Origin of the sequence: Photobacterium halotolerans DSM 18316 (genome assembly GCF_000425165.1) — a bacterium.
Lineage (GTDB): Bacteria > Pseudomonadota > Gammaproteobacteria > Enterobacterales > Vibrionaceae > Photobacterium > Photobacterium halotolerans.
On the sequence record NZ_AULG01000027.1, the window covers coordinates 1 to 15481 of the forward strand.

At 52.2% G+C, this 15481-nt stretch carries 16 protein-coding genes; 7 read left to right on the forward strand and 9 right to left on the reverse strand.

The window, feature by feature from the left end; translation table 11 throughout:
• Positions 1-277: transposase (locus H511_RS22830; RefSeq protein ID WP_036759146.1), on the reverse strand; the 277-nt coding region annotated here is incomplete at its 3' end.
• The gene (locus H511_RS0107610; RefSeq protein WP_027251772.1) at positions 270-494 is read right to left on the reverse strand and encodes a hypothetical protein; all 225 of its coding nucleotides are present in this window, start codon (positions 492-494) and stop codon (positions 270-272) included. The genes H511_RS0107610 and H511_RS22830, both read right to left, overlap by 8 nt.
• A gap of 165 nt (positions 495-659) precedes the next feature.
• Here H511_RS0107610 and H511_RS0107615 point away from each other — a divergent pair, with 165 nt between their 5' ends.
• From H511_RS0107615 to H511_RS0107625, 3 genes are read left to right on the forward strand one after another with little or no spacing between them, the layout of a single operon-like run.
• Positions 660-968 (forward strand): antibiotic biosynthesis monooxygenase family protein, encoded by a 309-nt coding sequence (locus tag H511_RS0107615; protein ID WP_027251773.1) that lies wholly within the window; start codon positions 660-662, stop codon positions 966-968.
• Positions 969-990: 22 nt separating this feature from the next.
• Complete coding sequence (locus H511_RS0107620) at positions 991-1374, forward strand: amino acid-binding protein (protein ID WP_027251774.1); 384 nt, start codon at positions 991-993, stop codon at positions 1372-1374.
• Between the two features lie 59 nt (positions 1375-1433).
• Complete coding sequence (locus H511_RS0107625) at positions 1434-2081, forward strand: ArsR/SmtB family transcription factor (protein ID WP_051287991.1); 648 nt, start codon at positions 1434-1436, stop codon at positions 2079-2081.
• Positions 2082-2183: 102 nt separating this feature from the next.
• Here H511_RS0107625 and H511_RS0107630 read toward each other — a convergent pair whose 3' ends face one another.
• Positions 2184-3194 carry a porin gene (locus tag H511_RS0107630; RefSeq protein ID WP_027251776.1) on the reverse strand — a complete coding sequence of 337 codons (1011 nt, stop codon included), beginning with the start codon at positions 3192-3194 and terminating at the stop codon, positions 2184-2186.
• 473 nt (positions 3195-3667) lie between these two features.
• On the reverse strand, positions 3668-3922 hold the full coding sequence (locus tag H511_RS0107635) for a hypothetical protein (RefSeq protein WP_027251777.1): 255 nt from the start codon (positions 3920-3922) through the stop codon (positions 3668-3670).
• 266 nt (positions 3923-4188) lie between these two features.
• On the opposite strand from H511_RS0107635, the gene H511_RS0107640 reads away from it, so the two are divergent.
• Positions 4189-6261 (forward strand): BCCT family transporter, encoded by a 2073-nt coding sequence (locus H511_RS0107640; protein WP_051287981.1) that lies wholly within the window; start codon positions 4189-4191, stop codon positions 6259-6261.
• Positions 6262-6296: 35 nt separating this feature from the next.
• On the opposite strand, the gene H511_RS0107645 is transcribed toward H511_RS0107640, so the two are convergent.
• Positions 6297-6953, reverse strand: a complete 657-nt coding sequence (locus H511_RS0107645; RefSeq protein WP_027251779.1) for a pyridoxamine 5'-phosphate oxidase family protein — start codon at positions 6951-6953, stop codon at positions 6297-6299.
• 98 nt (positions 6954-7051) lie between these two features.
• Entirely contained in the window at positions 7052-8584 is a 1533-nt protein-coding gene (locus H511_RS22835) for an MFS transporter (protein WP_051287983.1), read from the reverse strand.
• A gap of 201 nt (positions 8585-8785) precedes the next feature.
• On the opposite strand from H511_RS22835, the gene H511_RS0107655 reads away from it, so the two are divergent.
• From H511_RS0107655 to pykF, 3 genes are all read left to right on the forward strand, one after another.
• On the forward strand, positions 8786-9094 hold the full coding sequence (locus tag H511_RS0107655; RefSeq protein WP_211225193.1) for an ArsR/SmtB family transcription factor: 309 nt from the start codon (positions 8786-8788) through the stop codon (positions 9092-9094).
• An 83-nt stretch (positions 9095-9177) separates the two neighbouring features.
• Positions 9178-10638 carry a MocR-like pyridoxine biosynthesis transcription factor PdxR gene (pdxR, locus tag H511_RS0107660; RefSeq protein WP_155804827.1) on the forward strand — a complete coding sequence of 487 codons (1461 nt, stop codon included), beginning with the start codon at positions 9178-9180 and terminating at the stop codon, positions 10636-10638.
• A gap of 700 nt (positions 10639-11338) precedes the next feature.
• Positions 11339-12751 (forward strand): pyruvate kinase PykF, encoded by a 1413-nt coding sequence (pykF, locus tag H511_RS0107665; protein WP_027251782.1) that lies wholly within the window; start codon positions 11339-11341, stop codon positions 12749-12751.
• Positions 12752-12866: 115 nt separating this feature from the next.
• Here pykF and H511_RS25105 read toward each other — a convergent pair whose 3' ends face one another.
• The 3 genes from H511_RS25105 to H511_RS0107680 form a co-directional block, all read right to left on the reverse strand.
• Positions 12867-12998 (reverse strand): hypothetical protein, encoded by a 132-nt coding sequence (locus tag H511_RS25105; RefSeq protein WP_027251783.1) that lies wholly within the window; start codon positions 12996-12998, stop codon positions 12867-12869.
• A 196-nt stretch (positions 12999-13194) separates the two neighbouring features.
• Positions 13195-13689 carry an acetolactate synthase small subunit gene (gene ilvN, locus H511_RS0107675; protein WP_027251784.1) on the reverse strand — a complete coding sequence of 165 codons (495 nt, stop codon included), beginning with the start codon at positions 13687-13689 and terminating at the stop codon, positions 13195-13197.
• Positions 13689-15407, reverse strand: coding sequence for an acetolactate synthase 3 large subunit (locus tag H511_RS0107680; protein WP_027251785.1), 1719 nt, complete (start codon positions 15405-15407; stop codon positions 13689-13691). The genes ilvN and H511_RS0107680 overlap by 1 nt, the downstream gene beginning before the upstream one ends.
• Between the last annotated feature and the right edge of the window lie 74 nt (positions 15408-15481).

The window sequence follows — 15481 nt, forward strand, 5'->3', positions numbered from 1 at the left end:
ACTTCTTGACGGTCTGAGGTTCGAACGTGCCATTACGGTCTCTCGGCGTTTCCAGTTCAAATTCACCTGACGATGTTTTGACCGTCTTTCTGGAGGTGCCATTCTTGCGGTTGGCAGAAGTTTCATTCGTCAGGTGCTCGTCCAGCTCTGCTCCCAATGCGGCTTCGGTGATCTGCTTGATCAGTGGCGTGAGCAGGCCATCCTTGCCATTGAGGTTTTGCCCGGACTGCAGCGCTTTGGCGAATGCCTGGATATCAATTTCGTATTTATCAGCCATGATGTGTCTCTCCCGTTTTTAGGAAGTGTAGGAAAAGACACAAAACTTTGAACACTACCTTTTGAACTGCTTCATGAGCTTGAAGCTCAGTTCGTGATGCTCCCTGCTGCGTAGTCTCATCGTTGGTTGACGAACAGCCAATATCCAGAAGATCGTTATCTTCAAACCAAGCTGTTTGTTGATCACTTCCGTTCAACACAACACCTATGGGTTTCATTGTGTAACCTCCCCTAATTAGTTGCACGCATAGTTAGAGTTACGGAAACAGCCCTATCCCCCAACCAATCTCTCTATAAACACCACATTTCGCCCAGCACCGAAGTATCCTTTTTTCACCACGCTATATTGAACCCGACACATTGACATTCAGAAGGATAAAACAATGATCGCGGTTCTTTTTGAAGCGACAGCCGTGCCTGAAAAGCAGGCTCGGTATTTCGAGCTGGCTGAACAGTTAAAGCCGTTGCTGAGCAGCCATGCTGAGGGGTTTATTTCTGTTGAGCGCTTTCAAAGCCTGACCCATCCAGAAAAATTTCTCTCGCTGTCATGGTGGGAGAACGAGGAGGCCATTTTGCAATGGAAGCACAACATGCTGCACCGATCGGCTCAGCAGGAAGGAAAGGCAGCCATTTTCTCTTTTTATCAGATTCAGGTGCTCAGCCTGGTCAGAGAATACTCATCATCCCAGTAAGCTAAACAAGGAAGCTATCGCTATGTATGACGTTCATGTCGTTCTAAAAAATCTGCCCGGAGAGCTTGCACGATTAGGCGAGACACTCGGTGCGAATCACATTGGCTTAGAAGGTGGCGGCGTCTTTTCCGTCAACCAGCAAAGTCACGCTCACTTTTTGGTGGAAGATGGCGAAAAAGCCAGAGCGGTACTCATCGAACAGGGTTTTGAGATCATCAATATCTGCAGGCCGCTGATTCGGAAACTCAGGCAGGAACAGCCGGGCGAATTAGGGGCCATTGCCAGAGTGCTGGCTGATAGTGGCGTCAACATCATCACCCAATACAGCGACCATGCAAACCGTTTGATCCTCATCACTGATGACTATAAGGTTGCAGAAACAGTAACCCGTCACTGGATGGTCTGATTGTGAAGCCTCACCCGCAAGTCCCGCAGGAACACGAAGAATTTCAACAAGAATTATCCATGGCAGCCCTTGCGGCTGCTATGTCTGATGCGTCTCGGATGAAAATTCTTTGTGCGCTGATGGATGGCCGCGCCTGGACGGCCACTGAATTAAGCGCGGTATCCGATATCGCCCCGTCCACCACCAGTGCGCACTTGTCACGGTTGCTAAAAGCCAATCTCGTCACTTGTTTATCGCAAGGGCGTCACCGTTATTTTCGCCTCTACAGTGCCAGTATTGCCGCCTTGCTTGAAAATATGATGGGGGGTTCGTTTGGCGCGATGCAGCCACCAAAAACACGGGTGCCGGCCGAGTTGCAACGGGCACGAACCTGCTACGACCATCTGGCAGGCGAAATCGCCGTCGGTATTTACGATTACCTTTTCGCGAATGCATGGATTACCAGCGACGGCAATGCGTTAACTCCTTTAGGTAAGGCGCAGTTCAGTCAATTAGGTGTCATGCTCGATGCAAAGACCAAACGTAAAAAGTGCTGTGCATGCTTAGACTGGAGTGAGCGAAAATTTCACCTTGGCGGCCATGCCGGGGCGGCACTTTTTCAGTGCTTTGAGCAGCAAGGATGGATAGAAAAAGTGCCGGGATACAGGGAAGTTACAGTGACAGCAAAAGGCCAGGCGGCTTTCAGCCAGTATTTTGGCTTGGCTTAGCGCGAAATAAATCACCGGCAAGCAGACCTCTGAGCGACCATATTGATCTGACAAAAAAACGCTGCAGGTTGCCCCGCAGCGCTGTGTTGATCGGTATTGCTGTTACAGGTAGTAACGCATACCGATAATCCACATGTCATCTTCTTCAACGTTGATATCGTTACCCAGATCAAACTGGTAACCACCGAAGCCGACGAAAGTTGGCGTGAAGTTATATTCCGCCTGCAGCGCCATCTGGCTGAAGATGGTGTCGCTGTTCTTATCATCTTCAACAGATTCGTAGTTCAGGCTCAGGTTCAGGCTGCTGGGCAGGGCGTAAGCCAGCAGGCCTTCAATCGCCACCGACTCTTCCAGACCCTGGTTCATGTAATCGTTCATTGCATACACCACAGCCACGTACAGGCCGTCACCGTAGGTGCCGTAATTGGCACTGAACATGTGTGAGCGCGCGGTTTCATCGAAAGTACCTACCTGAACATCACCTGTGTTATAGGCATAGTTCAGGCCAACGCCCATGATCGAGTAGTTCAGTGCAATCTGGAAGCGATCATCATAGTCTGCGGGAGTACCAGCAAATTCCTCACCCTCCGTAGCCCCCTGCCAGCCCAGGCCGAAAGACACCACGCCGGCATCATTCAAGTTGAGGCTGTTACGGTAGGAGATCATGCGCTCGGCACGGGCTGTACCCAGCGGGCCTTGATCGTCGTACAGGAAGTCGTTCGCAAACGCGATGGGTAAATCGGCGATCCCTGCACCATCATAGTAAGGTGACCACTGCGTACCCACCACGCCGCGACCATAAGCATTGTGTGAGACACCAATGTAGCCCAGACGGGTAGAGAAGGTCTCTTCATCACCTTCCAGGTAATTCAGCGCCCACTCGCCTGTTGCATCAGCGGTGTAGCCGTTACCTATATCCTGTGTCGCATTGATATTGATACGCGGCGACACTTGCTGTACTTCCGTTTCGCCCTGTTCGGAGCCGCCAAGACCCACAGAAACATGACCACCGACAGAGAAGGTAGTGTCACCTTCGTTGTATAACTCAACCGCGACGGCCTGAGATCCATAAAATGCAGCTGCCACTGCAATTGCCAAGTGCTTTTTATCCATAATCATCTTTCCATCTTTTGTTGTGTTCTTATGCGCCGATACACAGCGTTATGACAAAAATGTGAACATTTGAAACGAGCATTGAAAGCGTAGTTAAGGAATGACATAAATACATAAAATAACGACAACAAATTTGTTCAAAACTTGTGTTATATCCCATTCGCGACAGGCATGCGGCATAAGTATGCTTTGAACGCATTATTGAACAGATGCCATAGCAAAAGGTTGAGCATAATTTGGGGTCTATTCCGGCTTTAAAACGGCATGGCTGGATGAGCCGGTGTATTACACATCATGATGGCGTTTTTGTGCTTGGCGAGTGAGAAGTGTGTGGCTTATGTGAGGGTTAGACGAAAAAGCCTCTGTCGTTACACCTTGGATGACGGATAAAAGGCGAGAGTGCAAAAATCCCAGTCCGCCATGGATCTGAACAGACTGGGAACAGCGTTTTGGCGATGCTTCACAATCCTTTGTTATCGTTTACCCAGAAAATTGAGCAGAAATTTCACTGCGCCCAGAAAAAAGGGAATTGCCAGCAGGCCCGAACCGATGGAGATCGCCAGATAGGTATAGTCGGTGCTGGCTGACGAAAATTCAAAAGAAGCGGTAAAGTAATAAAATGCCTGCAGGCAAAAGAAAAAGCAGCCGATGGTTGCAATCGTTATACCCAGTAAGCTTTTGATCTTAGACCATAAAAACTCATTATTTGCCATGTTGTTGTCGTGCATCCGGTACTCTCTTCAAGATCCAAAGCCAAATAGGCCTACCCGGATGATCTCAAACTCGCCCGTGCAAGTGCCGGTATCCTGAGGTCACCCGGATGTCAGGCGCTTCTCTCATAATGCGGATGTTTTCCTGTCAGATTAAATCGGCGACTGGCGTCTCATTATCGAACATGCCGGGTAATGTCTTGTCTGAACAGGACAATTCACTCAGAAGCATGCCGTTGCGTATGCCATACTTGGGAGCAAGGTTTGGATCAAGGAGCGAGACTATGTCAGCAGAAAAACCGTCAGAAGAAAAAACGCAACGCAGTTCAACTATCCTGATTCCTGTCTTTATCCCCGCCGTGGCGGTGATTTTACTGATGGTGATAGGCACCATCAGTAATCCGACTCTGGCCGGAAAAGTCTTTTCAGAGACCCTCAGTTACGTTACCCAGAGTTTTGGCTGGTTTTATATGCTGTCGGTGGCGATCTTTCTGTTTTTTATCGTCACAGTGGCATTGACCAAATGGGGAGAGATCAAACTCGGCCCGGATCACGCCGAGCCGGAATACAGCTTTCCGTCCTGGTTTGCCATGCTGTTTTCAGCCGGTTACGGGATTGCCCTGCTGTTCTTTGGCGTCGCCGAACCTGTGCTGCACTATGCCTCGCCGCCTGATGGCCCGGCCATGACAGTCGATGCCGCCAGACAGGCGATGCAAATTGCCTTTTTTCACTGGGGATTTCACATCTGGGCCATTTATGGCCTGGTCGGACTGACGCTGGCCTATTTCGCCTTTCGGCACGGCCTGCCGTTATCGATGCGCTCGACACTGTATCCGCTCATCGGCGAAAAAATCCATGGCCCGATTGGCCATACCGTGGATATCTTTGCCATTCTCGGCACCCTGTTCGGGATTGCGACCACGCTGGGTTTGTCGGTGGCACAGATCAATGCCGGGCTCAATTATCTCTGGCCATCGATACCGGTAAATACCACAGTGCAAATTATTGCGATTGTGGTGATCACCGCACTGGCGATTTTTTCTGTGGTCGCCGGGATGGATAAAGGGGTCAAACGCCTGTCGATTCTCAACATGGTGCTGGCTATCTCCCTGATGTTGTTTGTGTTTGCCGTCGGACCCACCGTCTTTATTCTCAATACTTTCATGCAAAACACCGGCAGCTATTTAAGCAATATTGTCGAGCGGACCTTTAACTTGCAGGCCTATACCGCCAGCGACTGGATTGGTAACTGGACGCTGTTTATCTTCGGCTGGACCATTGCCTGGGCCCCGTTTGTCGGCCTGTTCGTAGCAAAAATCAGCCGCGGCCGGACCATCCGCCAGTTCGTGGTCGGGGTAATGGTGGTACCGACCATCTTCACTTTCCTGTGGTTTTCCGTATTCGGTGATACCGCACTTCATATGATCATGGTTGAGGGCTACACCCAGCTGATTGAGGAAGTGCAGGCCGATCAGGCGATTGCGCTGTTTAAACTGCTGGAACAGTTGCCGCTCACCTCGATCGTGTCCTTTATTACCGTTTTCTTGATCGTCACCTTTTTCGTTACCTCGTCGGACTCCGGCTCGCTGGTTATCGACTCGCTGGCCTCTGGCGGTGTCGCCCATACACCGGCCTGGCAACGGGTGTTCTGGGCCTCAATGGAAGGGCTGGTAGCGGCAGTACTGCTGCTTGCCGGTGGCCTCAGTGCCCTGCAAACGGCGTCGATTGTCAGTGCCCTGCCCTTTGCGATCATCATGCTGATCGCGGCCGTTGGTATGTGGCGGGCGCTGGTGATTGAAACCCACCACAGCCAGAGCCTGGAGCAGCACGTGCAATCCCGATCGCGCCAGAGCGGCGGGAAAACCGGCCCGGGTTACTGGAAAAAACGCCTGGCCAACATTGTCGATTTCCCGGGACGCGAAGAAGTCTCCGGTTTTATTCAGAAGACGGTCTACCCAAGCATGGAAAAAGTAGAGCAAGAGCTTGAACAGCAAGGCTGGGTGGCCGAAGTGGTTTACGATGAAGAGCAAGGCAGAGCCAAATTCGAGGTATATCAGGAAGGTAAGCTGGAATTTCTCTACGAAGTCAGACTGCGGGGTTACCTTATGCCTGATTTTGCCTTCCCGGAAACCGACCATGACCCGGAAAATCCTGAGCATTATTACCGGGCGGAAGTCTTCCTGCGCCGCGGTGGCCGGGCTTATGATGTTTACGGCTATGAACAGCAGGACATTATTTCCGACATCCTGGATCAGTTCGAAAACTACCTGCACTTCTTGCATGTGTCGCCCGGCATCCTGCCGTGGAACATGGAAGAAGAGGAAAACGACGATCAGCAGCAGCAGGCGAAAGAGTAATCAAGGCCGCCCTCTCGCTGCGAGGGCGGCTTAGCTTAACTTTCCCAGCGCTTCCCGTAGGCCGCGCGGTAATCCGGCGTCGGGATCGCTTCGTGCAAACCCGCCGTTGCTTTGAGCGGGCCAACCACAGTGCGATACGGAATAAAACCCGCCCAGACCGGCAAATCCTGATCCGCCGGATCGTCACTCACGTCTTTATTGCTGATTTTCACCGAGGCCTCGTTAAGCGGCATCCGCAGCACAGTGGTCGCCGCCAGCTCCTTGCTGTTACTCAGCCGGATCTCCTGCGTCCGTCCGGGGGCGATCTGCTCAACAAAGTGGTTCAGCACCTGGTCTTTTTCAGCGCTGTCCTCAATCACCTCAAACTGGCCGAACACCACAGCCGAGCGGTAATGGGCGCTGTGATTAAACGCCGACCGCGCCAGCACCCAGCCATCGAACAGAGTGAAGGTTAAACAGGTTTGCACCTCCTGCCTGAGCTTGCGCAGCAAACGGCTGTTGTTGGCGCCGTGAATATAGACAAAATCCCCCACCCGCCAAGCCAGCATAGGGATCACCACAGGCCCGTGCGCTTCCTGAATCGCCACATGCGCCACCAGGCTTTCATCGATGATCTGATACAAGGCTTCCTGTTCAAACACCGCCTTGTGGGCACCTTTCTTAATGTCGGTTCTTTTGCTTGTCGATAACATAACTGTCCCTGATTTCACTGCATCTCAAATAACCCTGAAAAGATACCGGCAAACCGGTATGATTTTCAGAGCCAGTTTTAAGCAAATGACAGGTCCAGTTATACCTGGACAGGACTGACTGTTCGGCGTCTTCGCAGCTTCAGCACAGCCATGACCGACACGCCTGCGGCGATGATCAGCAGCAGGCCGTTGGTAGTCAGAAAGGCAATCTTGAGCATCTCAGTCACCTGGCTCATCAGAATTGATGCTTTGTCATCCGTCCACTCAGCGATCAGAGTGGATGCATTGCCGGACGCCATGGCCGTCACCCAATCACCCTGATCTGCGGTGGTATAATCAGTCAGCTGTTCAGCCACCAGAGTCGTCAGCGCAGAACTGATAAAAGAGCCGTACAAGGCCACGGCAATTGCCTCGCTGCCCAAACGAAAGGTGTTGAGCAGCCCCGCGGCCATACCGATATCGCCCGGCTCGACACAGCTTAACGCTTCGCCGTCGACCAGCCCTGCTGACAAACCCATGCCTGTTCCCACCACAAACAGGCAGCTACCAGACACCCAAACAGCTTGCATCGTTTCAACACCAAGCAGTAATCCGCCGGCACCGGCCAGCATGCATACAAGGCTCAGGTACATCAGAAAAGAAGAAGGGACGCCCTTGGCCGCTAAACGGCCCGCAATCAGAGGAAACAACAACACAGGCAGGGTCAGACACAGCATCATCAAACCTGCCGCAGATGCCGGCATCTGCATAGCGCCGGTAAGATAAGTGGGGAAGTAAGTCAACAGGGTGACAAAGGTAAAGCTTGCGACCACGGGCACCAAAATGTATCCCATAAAGCGGTTATTACTGAGCAGGGACACGCTAAGCACTGGATTTGCCACCCTTCTGATGTGCCGGACAAACACAAGGAACAACAACAACGAGCCAGAGGCACACAGCAGGCTGAGAGTGCTGCTCCAGCCCCAGTCATAGCCTTTTGACAGTGTCAGCATCAGCAAAAACATGCTGCTGATAAACAGGCCGCTCCCGATAATATCAATCTCGCTGACAGGCCTGTCTGTCACTCTGTCATCGGGCAGCTTAATCGTGAGGCACAGGACGAAAATCAGCACCACGGCATGCAGAATGAAGATCGCCTGCCAGCCTGACAACGCCAGCAAGATACCGGACATTGTCGGGCCCAAAGTGATCCCCAACCCAGCCGTCGTGCCAAATAATGCAAACGCCTGAGTGCGCTGCTTGCCGTCAAACACATCAATGAAAAGCGCACTGCCGCAGGAAAAAATGGCCGCACCGCCCACGCCGGCTATGGCCCGGAAAATATCCAGCCACAGGATATCCGTTGCCCATGCCGACCCGGCAGACGCCAGCGCATAAAGGCAAGCGCCGGTGACAAAGGAGCGTTTCCGGCCAAACACATCTGAAATTTTCCCCCACATCAGAGTAAAACAGGCAAACGTCAGGTTAAACGCATTCACTACCCACTGTAAGCTGGCAACATCCGAATTCATGTCGGTGCTGATATAGGGCAAAGCGATAGCAGTACCTGAAATTGAACTGGGCACCACAAAAACCGCCAACAGCACAGCTAACAAAATGTATTTCTTGTTCGATAAACTGACTTCACTCATGTTGATCCTTTAGATTGCTGACTCTTTAACACTTTTCTTTGCAGATTAACGTCATCCATGACTTCACCTGCGGTTACCATTACAATGGTTAGCAATAAAACGTACGTATTATTAAATCCATACGTTCGAAGTTTATCGAACCTTATGGGCGACCGACAGATATGTCAATGGTTTTATATCCAATGACTGAGGAATATAAGTGTGTCAACACAGGAAAAGAGCAGCAGCATTAAGCGTGAATCCATGCTGGGTGTGCTAAAAGCACTGGCTCACCCCATCAGACTGAAAATCATAGTGGATCTGATAAACGATGAAGAAAATGCGGAACGGCATTGCACCTCGTTCGGACTCGCCGTATCCAAGGCGACAAGGTCCCACCATTTTAAAATTCTGAAAGACGTCGGTCTGATATCACATGTCGACCGCGGTAATTGCTCTTTAGCAACACTGCGCAAAGCAGAACTGGAGCACGAGTACCCCGGCCTGCTCAATCTCCTGAAAGACAAGTGATCAGCTGCGCTGTTCGGATCTTTGCAATACTGAGTAACGACTAGGATTCGGATCATCATCGGGCTTTGAGAGGTAAGCTGCACGTGACATTGTTGTCTCCCACACTCATAGAAACCGGCGATCTTTCGATCACCGGTCATTCAGGCACGCGCCAGGATCGGCTTTTTCACGCGATCCGCGAAAAGATTGTCGGGAATTTGTGGCCAATGGGCGGGAAATTACCGTCAACGCGCAAACTGGCTGATGAGTTATCCCTGAGCCGCAATACCGTCACAGCGGCTTATGAGCAACTGGTCGCGGAAGGCTACATCGAAAGCCGGTTGGGCTCGGGATTTTACGTCTCTGTTGAGCTGCCGGAACACTATCTGACGGCGCAATCGCCAAGGGCCAACAGCCAACCCCTGGCCGCCGAGCAGGCACGGGATCCGAATGCCCCTTTTGCGCCCGGCGTGCCGGATCTGGCCGCCTTTCCGGCGACCAAATGGCAAAGCTTATTGCAGCGCCACGCCGGTCGGCAATCACTGATGGGGAATCAGGATCTACAAGGGTTACCCGTACTGCGCCAGGCGCTGTCTGACTATCTGGCTGCCAGCCGCTCGGTTCACTGCGATCCCGGCCGCATCATCATTACCAGCGGGGCGCAGCAGGCACTGTCGCTGGCCCTGCTGGCGACGCTCAACCGGGGTGATCGGATCCTGATGGAGCAGCCGGGCTACAGCCAGATGCGCAAAATCATCGACTGGCAGGGTTATCACTTACAACCGCTTCCCGTGCAGGCACATCAGGGGCTGGATGTTGATGCCGTACTGGCCTGTGCGTCAGAAGCGCTCTACTTAACCCCCAGTAATCAGTACCCGATGGGCACGACCCTCAACACAGAACAAAGACTGAAGCTGATTGAGTGGGCAGTACAGGGCAAGCGCTGGATCATCGAAGATGACTACGACAGTGAGTTTCAGTTTGCCCATCGTCCTTATACCAGTCTGCAGGGTCTGGCCGGCCAGATGGGCTGTGATGATCAGATCCTCTATGTCGGCTCGTTCAGTAAAGTGATGTTCAACAGCCTGCGGCTGGGTTATCTGGTGGTGCCGCCCTCGCTGGTGTCACGCTGTCTGATGATCAAAGATGCCCTGACCGGCGACACCCAGGCGCACACTCAGGCCGCCCTGGCCGATTTCATTCAGGAAGGCGATTTGCTGCGCCATATCCGTAAAATGCGCCGGCTGTACAAAGACAAACACCGCTTGATGCTGGATGCCATCAGCCGCTTTTTCGGGGATCAGATCGAAGTGATCAGCCAGCCCGCCGGACTGCACATTACGCTCAAATGGCAGGGCGGGATCAGCGAGCATGACTGGGCGCAGCAAGCAGAAGCCGCCGGGATAGTGCTGCGGCCGCTGAGTTATTACGAACACCCGCAGCACCAGACCAGAGACTGGCACGGGGCGGTACTCGGCTTTGGCAATGTGGCGTCCGGTGCCATCGAGCCTCTGATGGTCCGCCTGGCGGCGCTGTTTCATAATGGAACCAGCGATGAAAAATGATTGCCGTCACAGCGTGCTTAATTTTCCCAAGCTCCAGTTCTGTTCCTCTGCGCGTTGCAGTCTGCGTCTGGATACCTGATGTCTGAATACTGATAAGCGCAGATTTCCGTGAATTGTCGACAGGGATAAGGTCTTTGAAGGGCTTCAAACGACTTACTGTAACAATCTTTGTATACATTAATGATGTGATTTGTTTTCCAAACAGCCATCTTGCTTCAACAGAATTGGTTATTTGATAAAAATCTTTTTCGGCCGGGCGATCCCTTCAATCCTGCTGATGAGCGGGCCAATGCCTTATCGTCTGTGGCTTTTATCGGGGGATCAGGCGCATAGATACCTGGTCAGGTCAAAAAGTTGACACAACTCACATGCTGGTAAGGCAAGGAAACTCTGCTATAATTACGACCTTGTTAATTCAGCCACTTTGTGGCACTGGCAGCGGATCTCCACAGTCTTTGTGTCGACGGTTCAGTCAGTCTGTACAGCCTTTTCGTCAGCTTTATCAAAGCAATGCAACTGCTTTTATAAAGCAAGTAATGTTGCCAGACAATTTGTATGGCTCAATGATACCTTTCAGGACTTTGTTGATAAAAACACGATCATGATCTCATTTTGTAGCTGTGATTCAACATTAACAGATCAGTCCTTTGAGGTATAAAAGCGCCAGAAGTTTCCTTCAAGTTCTCGGAGAATATTCTCAATGAAAAAAACCAAAATCGTCTGCACGATTGGTCCTAAGACAGAATCAGTTGAAATGCTGACCAAACTGGTTAACGCCGGTATGAACGTTATGCGTCTGAACTTCTCGCACGGCGATTTCGCCGAGCACGGTCAGCGTATCCAGAACGTTCGTGAAGTCATGGCGCAAACCGGCCAACCTGTGGCTATTTTGCTGGATACCAAAGGGCCTGAAATCCGCACCATCAAACTGGAAGGCGGCGCAGACGTTTCACTGACAGCCGGTCAGGAATTCACTTTCACTACTGACACCACAGTTGTCGGTAACCAAAACCGCGTGGCCGTGACTTACTCTGGTTTCGCCAACGATCTGAGCGCAGGCGACACTATCCTGGTTGACGATGGCCTGATCGAAATGGAAGTGCTGGCCACCACCGACACAGAAGTGAAATGCCGTGTACTGAACAACGGCGATCTGGGCGAAAACAAAGGTGTGAACCTGCCAGGCGTGTCTGTCAAGCTGCCGGCACTGGCTGAAAAAGACAAAGCCGATCTGAAATTCGGTTGTGAGCAAGGCGTTGACTTCGTTGCCGCTTCTTTCATCCGTAAAGCAGAAGACGTTAATGAAATCCGTGAACTGCTGAACGCCAACGGCGGCGAGAAGATCCAGATCATCTCTAAGATCGAGAACCAGGAAGGTGTTGATAACTTCGACGCGATTCTGGAAGCTTCTGACGGCATCATGGTTGCCCGTGGCGACCTGGGTGTCGAAATCCCGGTTGAAGAAGTGATCTTCGCGCAGAAGATGATGATCGAGAAATGTAACCGTGCCCGTAAAGTGGTGATCACTGCCACTCAGATGCTGGATTCTATGATCAAGAACCCGCGTCCGACCCGTGCCGAAGCCGGTGACGTTGCCAACGCCATCATGGACGGTACAGATGCCGTGATGCTGTCTGGTGAGTCTGCGAAGGGTAAATACCCGATTGAAGCGGTCACCATCATGGCGCAAATCTGTGCCCGTACCGATTCTGCCATGCGTGCGTCTCTGAGTGCGCGTCTGGACAGCCCTCGCCTGCGTATTACTGAAGCCGTCTGTAAAGGTGCGGTAGACACAGCCGAGAAACTGAATGCACCGCTGATTGTGGTAGCGACCGAAGCCGGTAAGTCTGCCCGCTCTGTGCGTAAATACTTCCCGACGGCCAACATTCTGGCTATCACCACTAACAGCAAAACCGCCGCTCAGCTGTGCCTGACCAAAGGCGTCACGCCAGTGGTGGTCGATGCGATCGAAAGCACTGATGCCTTCTACGCACGCGGTAAAGCGCTGGCGCTGGAATCCGGTCTGGGTGCCAAAGGCGATATCGTGGTCATGGTCTCAGGTGCGCTGGTCCCTTCAGGCACGACCAACACGGCCTCGGTACACGTACTGTAATTCAGCCGTCACGGCTACTGCTGTATAGCAGCATAGAGAAAGTGCATAGAAAACGGGAGCTTCGGCTCCCGTTTTGTTTATCTGCCCGCCTGTTTTTGCATTGCCTGACCAAGGTTCACCAGCCAAAGATTTCCTTGTGATGCGTATTCAGTAACAAGACAGCCAGCAGGAAATACAAGGCGCTGACGTGAAAGCCGAGCAAACACAGCAACAAAGTGGTGCTGCGAACCAAGACTGTATTCAGCATAGATCGACCCCTCCTCGTATGCAGTCTGCCTGACCCCGGTTAAGACGCTGCGTGATAACGCAGCCACGCGGTCAACAGAACAATCGTCACACCACCTATTAGACTTTAGTCTAATGTCGCAAGAAAAGGCCACTACGAAAAAGCCCGCCAGGTGTTGCCTGGCGGGCTTGAAAAGGACGGTATTTTGCTGGAAAGATCAGGCTTTCAGTGAGCGTTCACCGCGGGCAATGCCGACCACGCCGCTGCGGGCAACTTCAATGATTTCAGTCGCTTCGCTGACTGCGTCCAGAAACGCATCCAGTTTGTCACTGGTGCCGGCCAGCTGAACGGTATAAATCTGGCTGGTGACATCAACAATCTGGCCGCGGAAAATATCCGATGTCCGCTTCACTTCTGCACGGGCATAGCCACTGGCTTTGACTTTCACCAGCATCAGCTCACGCTCAACATGTTCAGAGTCGGTCACATTGCTGACTTTCAGAATATCGATCAGCTTGTGCAGGTGCTTCTCGATCTGCTCCAGCGCCGCATCTTCCACGCTGGTGGTAATGTTCAGCCGCGACAGCGTCGGGTCGTCCGTCGGTGCCACAGTCAAAGATTCAATGTTGTAACCACGCTGGGAGAACAGCCCCACCACGCGTGAAAGTGCACCTGGTTCGTTTTCTAATAATACTGATACAATCCTGCGCATTAGGTTCTCTCCGTTTTACTCAGCCACATTTCACTCATGGATCCGCCCCGGATCAGCATTGGGTAAACGTGCTCTGTTTCATCCACGCTGATATCGACAAAGACTAACTTATCTTTCATTGCTAAAGCGCGTTCCAGCTCACTTTCCAGCTTCGCCGGATCCGAAATCCGGATACCGACATGGCCATAAGCTTCTGCAATAGCAGCAAAATCAGGCACTGAATCCATGTAGGAGTGCGAGTGGCGGCCCTGATAGATCATGTCCTGCCATTGTTTTACCATGCCCAGGAAACGGTTATTCAGGTTAATGATTTTCACCGGAATGTCGTACTGCAGGGCGGTCGACAATTCCTGGATGTTCATCTGAATACTGCCGTCACCGGTCACGCAGAGTACTTCCGCATCAGGAAAGGCGAACTTCACCCCCATCGCCGCCGGCAGGCCAAAGCCCATGGTGCCCAGGCCACCTGAGTTTAACCAGCGACGCGGCTTGTCGAACGGATAGTACAGGGCCGCAAACATCTGGTGCTGACCCACATCCGATGCCACGTAGGCATCACCATTGGTTAATTTGTATACCGTTTCAATGACCTGCTGAGGTTTGATGCGGTCACTGTCTGTTTTGTAGCTCAGACACTTGCGCGCCCGCCAGGATTCGATTTCGCTCCACCATTCATCCATCGCGGCTTTATCGTTGCTGTCCTGCTGCTCTTCCAGCAGTTTCAGCATGCTGTTGAGCACTGCATCTGCCGAGCCGACGATCGGAATGTCGGCTTTAACTGTCTTGGATATCGACGACGGGTCGATATCGATATGCATGATGGTGGCGTTCGGACAGTATTTTTCCAGATTATTGGTAGTACGGTCATCAAAACGAACCCCGATGCCAAAAATCAGATCGGCATTGTGCATGGTCATATTCGCTTCATAAGTACCATGCATACCCAGCATGCCCACGCTGTTGCGGTGCGTGCCGGGGAAGGCGCCCAGCCCCATCAGGGTACTGACCACAGGAATATTCAGGCTTTCAGCCAGTGCCAGCACCTGCTGCTCACTGTTCGACATGATGACACCGCCACCCACGTACAGCACCGGCTTCTTAGCGGCCAGCAAGGCTTTCACGCCGCGCTTGATCTGGCCTTTGTGGCCCTGAAGGGTGGGATTGTACGAGCGCATGCTGATCGCTTCCGGGTACTGGTACGGGTACGTTTTCGATGGATCCAGCATGTCTTTGGGGATATCGACAACCACAGGCCCGGGACGGCCGCTGGCTGCAATGTAAAAGGCTTTTTTGATGATGGCAGGAATATCTTCTGTTCGCTTCACCAGAAAACTGTGTTTCACCACCGGACGGGAGATACCGACCATGTCGCATTCCTGGAAAGCATCGTTACCAATCAGGTGACTCATCACCTGACCGGACAGTACCACCATAGGGATAGAATCCATATACGCGGTAGCAATACCGGTAATGGCGTTGGTTGCACCCGGACCTGAAGTCACCAGTACAACGCCGACTTCACCCGTGGCGCGGGCATAGCCGTCTGCCATGTGAACGGCCGCTTGCTCATGGCGCACGAGTACGTGCTCGATGTCGCTCTTTTCATGCAGCGCATCGTAAATATCCAGAACAGAACCGCCAGGGTAACCGAAGATATGCTTCACGCCTTGGTCGATCATCGAACGGACGATCATATCAGCGCCGGACAACATTTCCATATTCTTGTCTCCAGGTTGCGTATACCTGCGTCTGTACCGGAGCCTCTGACCTTGTGTGCCGGATATGATGGCGA

Coding starts and splice junctions, on each gene's coding strand:
- H511_RS0107610 (WP_027251772.1), bottom strand. CDS start 494: ATGAAACCCATAGGTGTTGTGTTGAACGGAAGTGATCAACAAACAGCT.
- H511_RS0107615 (WP_027251773.1), top strand. CDS start 660: ATGATCGCGGTTCTTTTTGAAGCGACAGCCGTGCCTGAAAAGCAGGCT.
- H511_RS0107620 (WP_027251774.1), top strand. CDS start 991: ATGTATGACGTTCATGTCGTTCTAAAAAATCTGCCCGGAGAGCTTGCA.
- H511_RS0107625 (WP_051287991.1), top strand. CDS start 1,434: ATGGCAGCCCTTGCGGCTGCTATGTCTGATGCGTCTCGGATGAAAATT.
- H511_RS0107630 (WP_027251776.1), bottom strand. CDS start 3,194: ATGGATAAAAAGCACTTGGCAATTGCAGTGGCAGCTGCATTTTATGGA.
- H511_RS0107635 (WP_027251777.1), bottom strand. CDS start 3,922: ATGCACGACAACAACATGGCAAATAATGAGTTTTTATGGTCTAAGATC.
- H511_RS0107640 (WP_051287981.1), top strand. CDS start 4,189: ATGTCAGCAGAAAAACCGTCAGAAGAAAAAACGCAACGCAGTTCAACT.
- H511_RS0107645 (WP_027251779.1), bottom strand. CDS start 6,953: ATGTTATCGACAAGCAAAAGAACCGACATTAAGAAAGGTGCCCACAAG.
- H511_RS22835 (WP_051287983.1), bottom strand. CDS start 8,584: ATGAGTGAAGTCAGTTTATCGAACAAGAAATACATTTTGTTAGCTGTG.
- pykF (WP_027251782.1), top strand. CDS start 11,339: ATGAAAAAAACCAAAATCGTCTGCACGATTGGTCCTAAGACAGAATCA.
- H511_RS25105 (WP_027251783.1), bottom strand. CDS start 12,998: ATGCTGAATACAGTCTTGGTTCGCAGCACCACTTTGTTGCTGTGTTTG.
- ilvN (WP_027251784.1), bottom strand. CDS start 13,689: ATGCGCAGGATTGTATCAGTATTATTAGAAAACGAACCAGGTGCACTT.
- H511_RS0107680 (WP_027251785.1), bottom strand. CDS start 15,407: ATGGAAATGTTGTCCGGCGCTGATATGATCGTCCGTTCGATGATCGAC.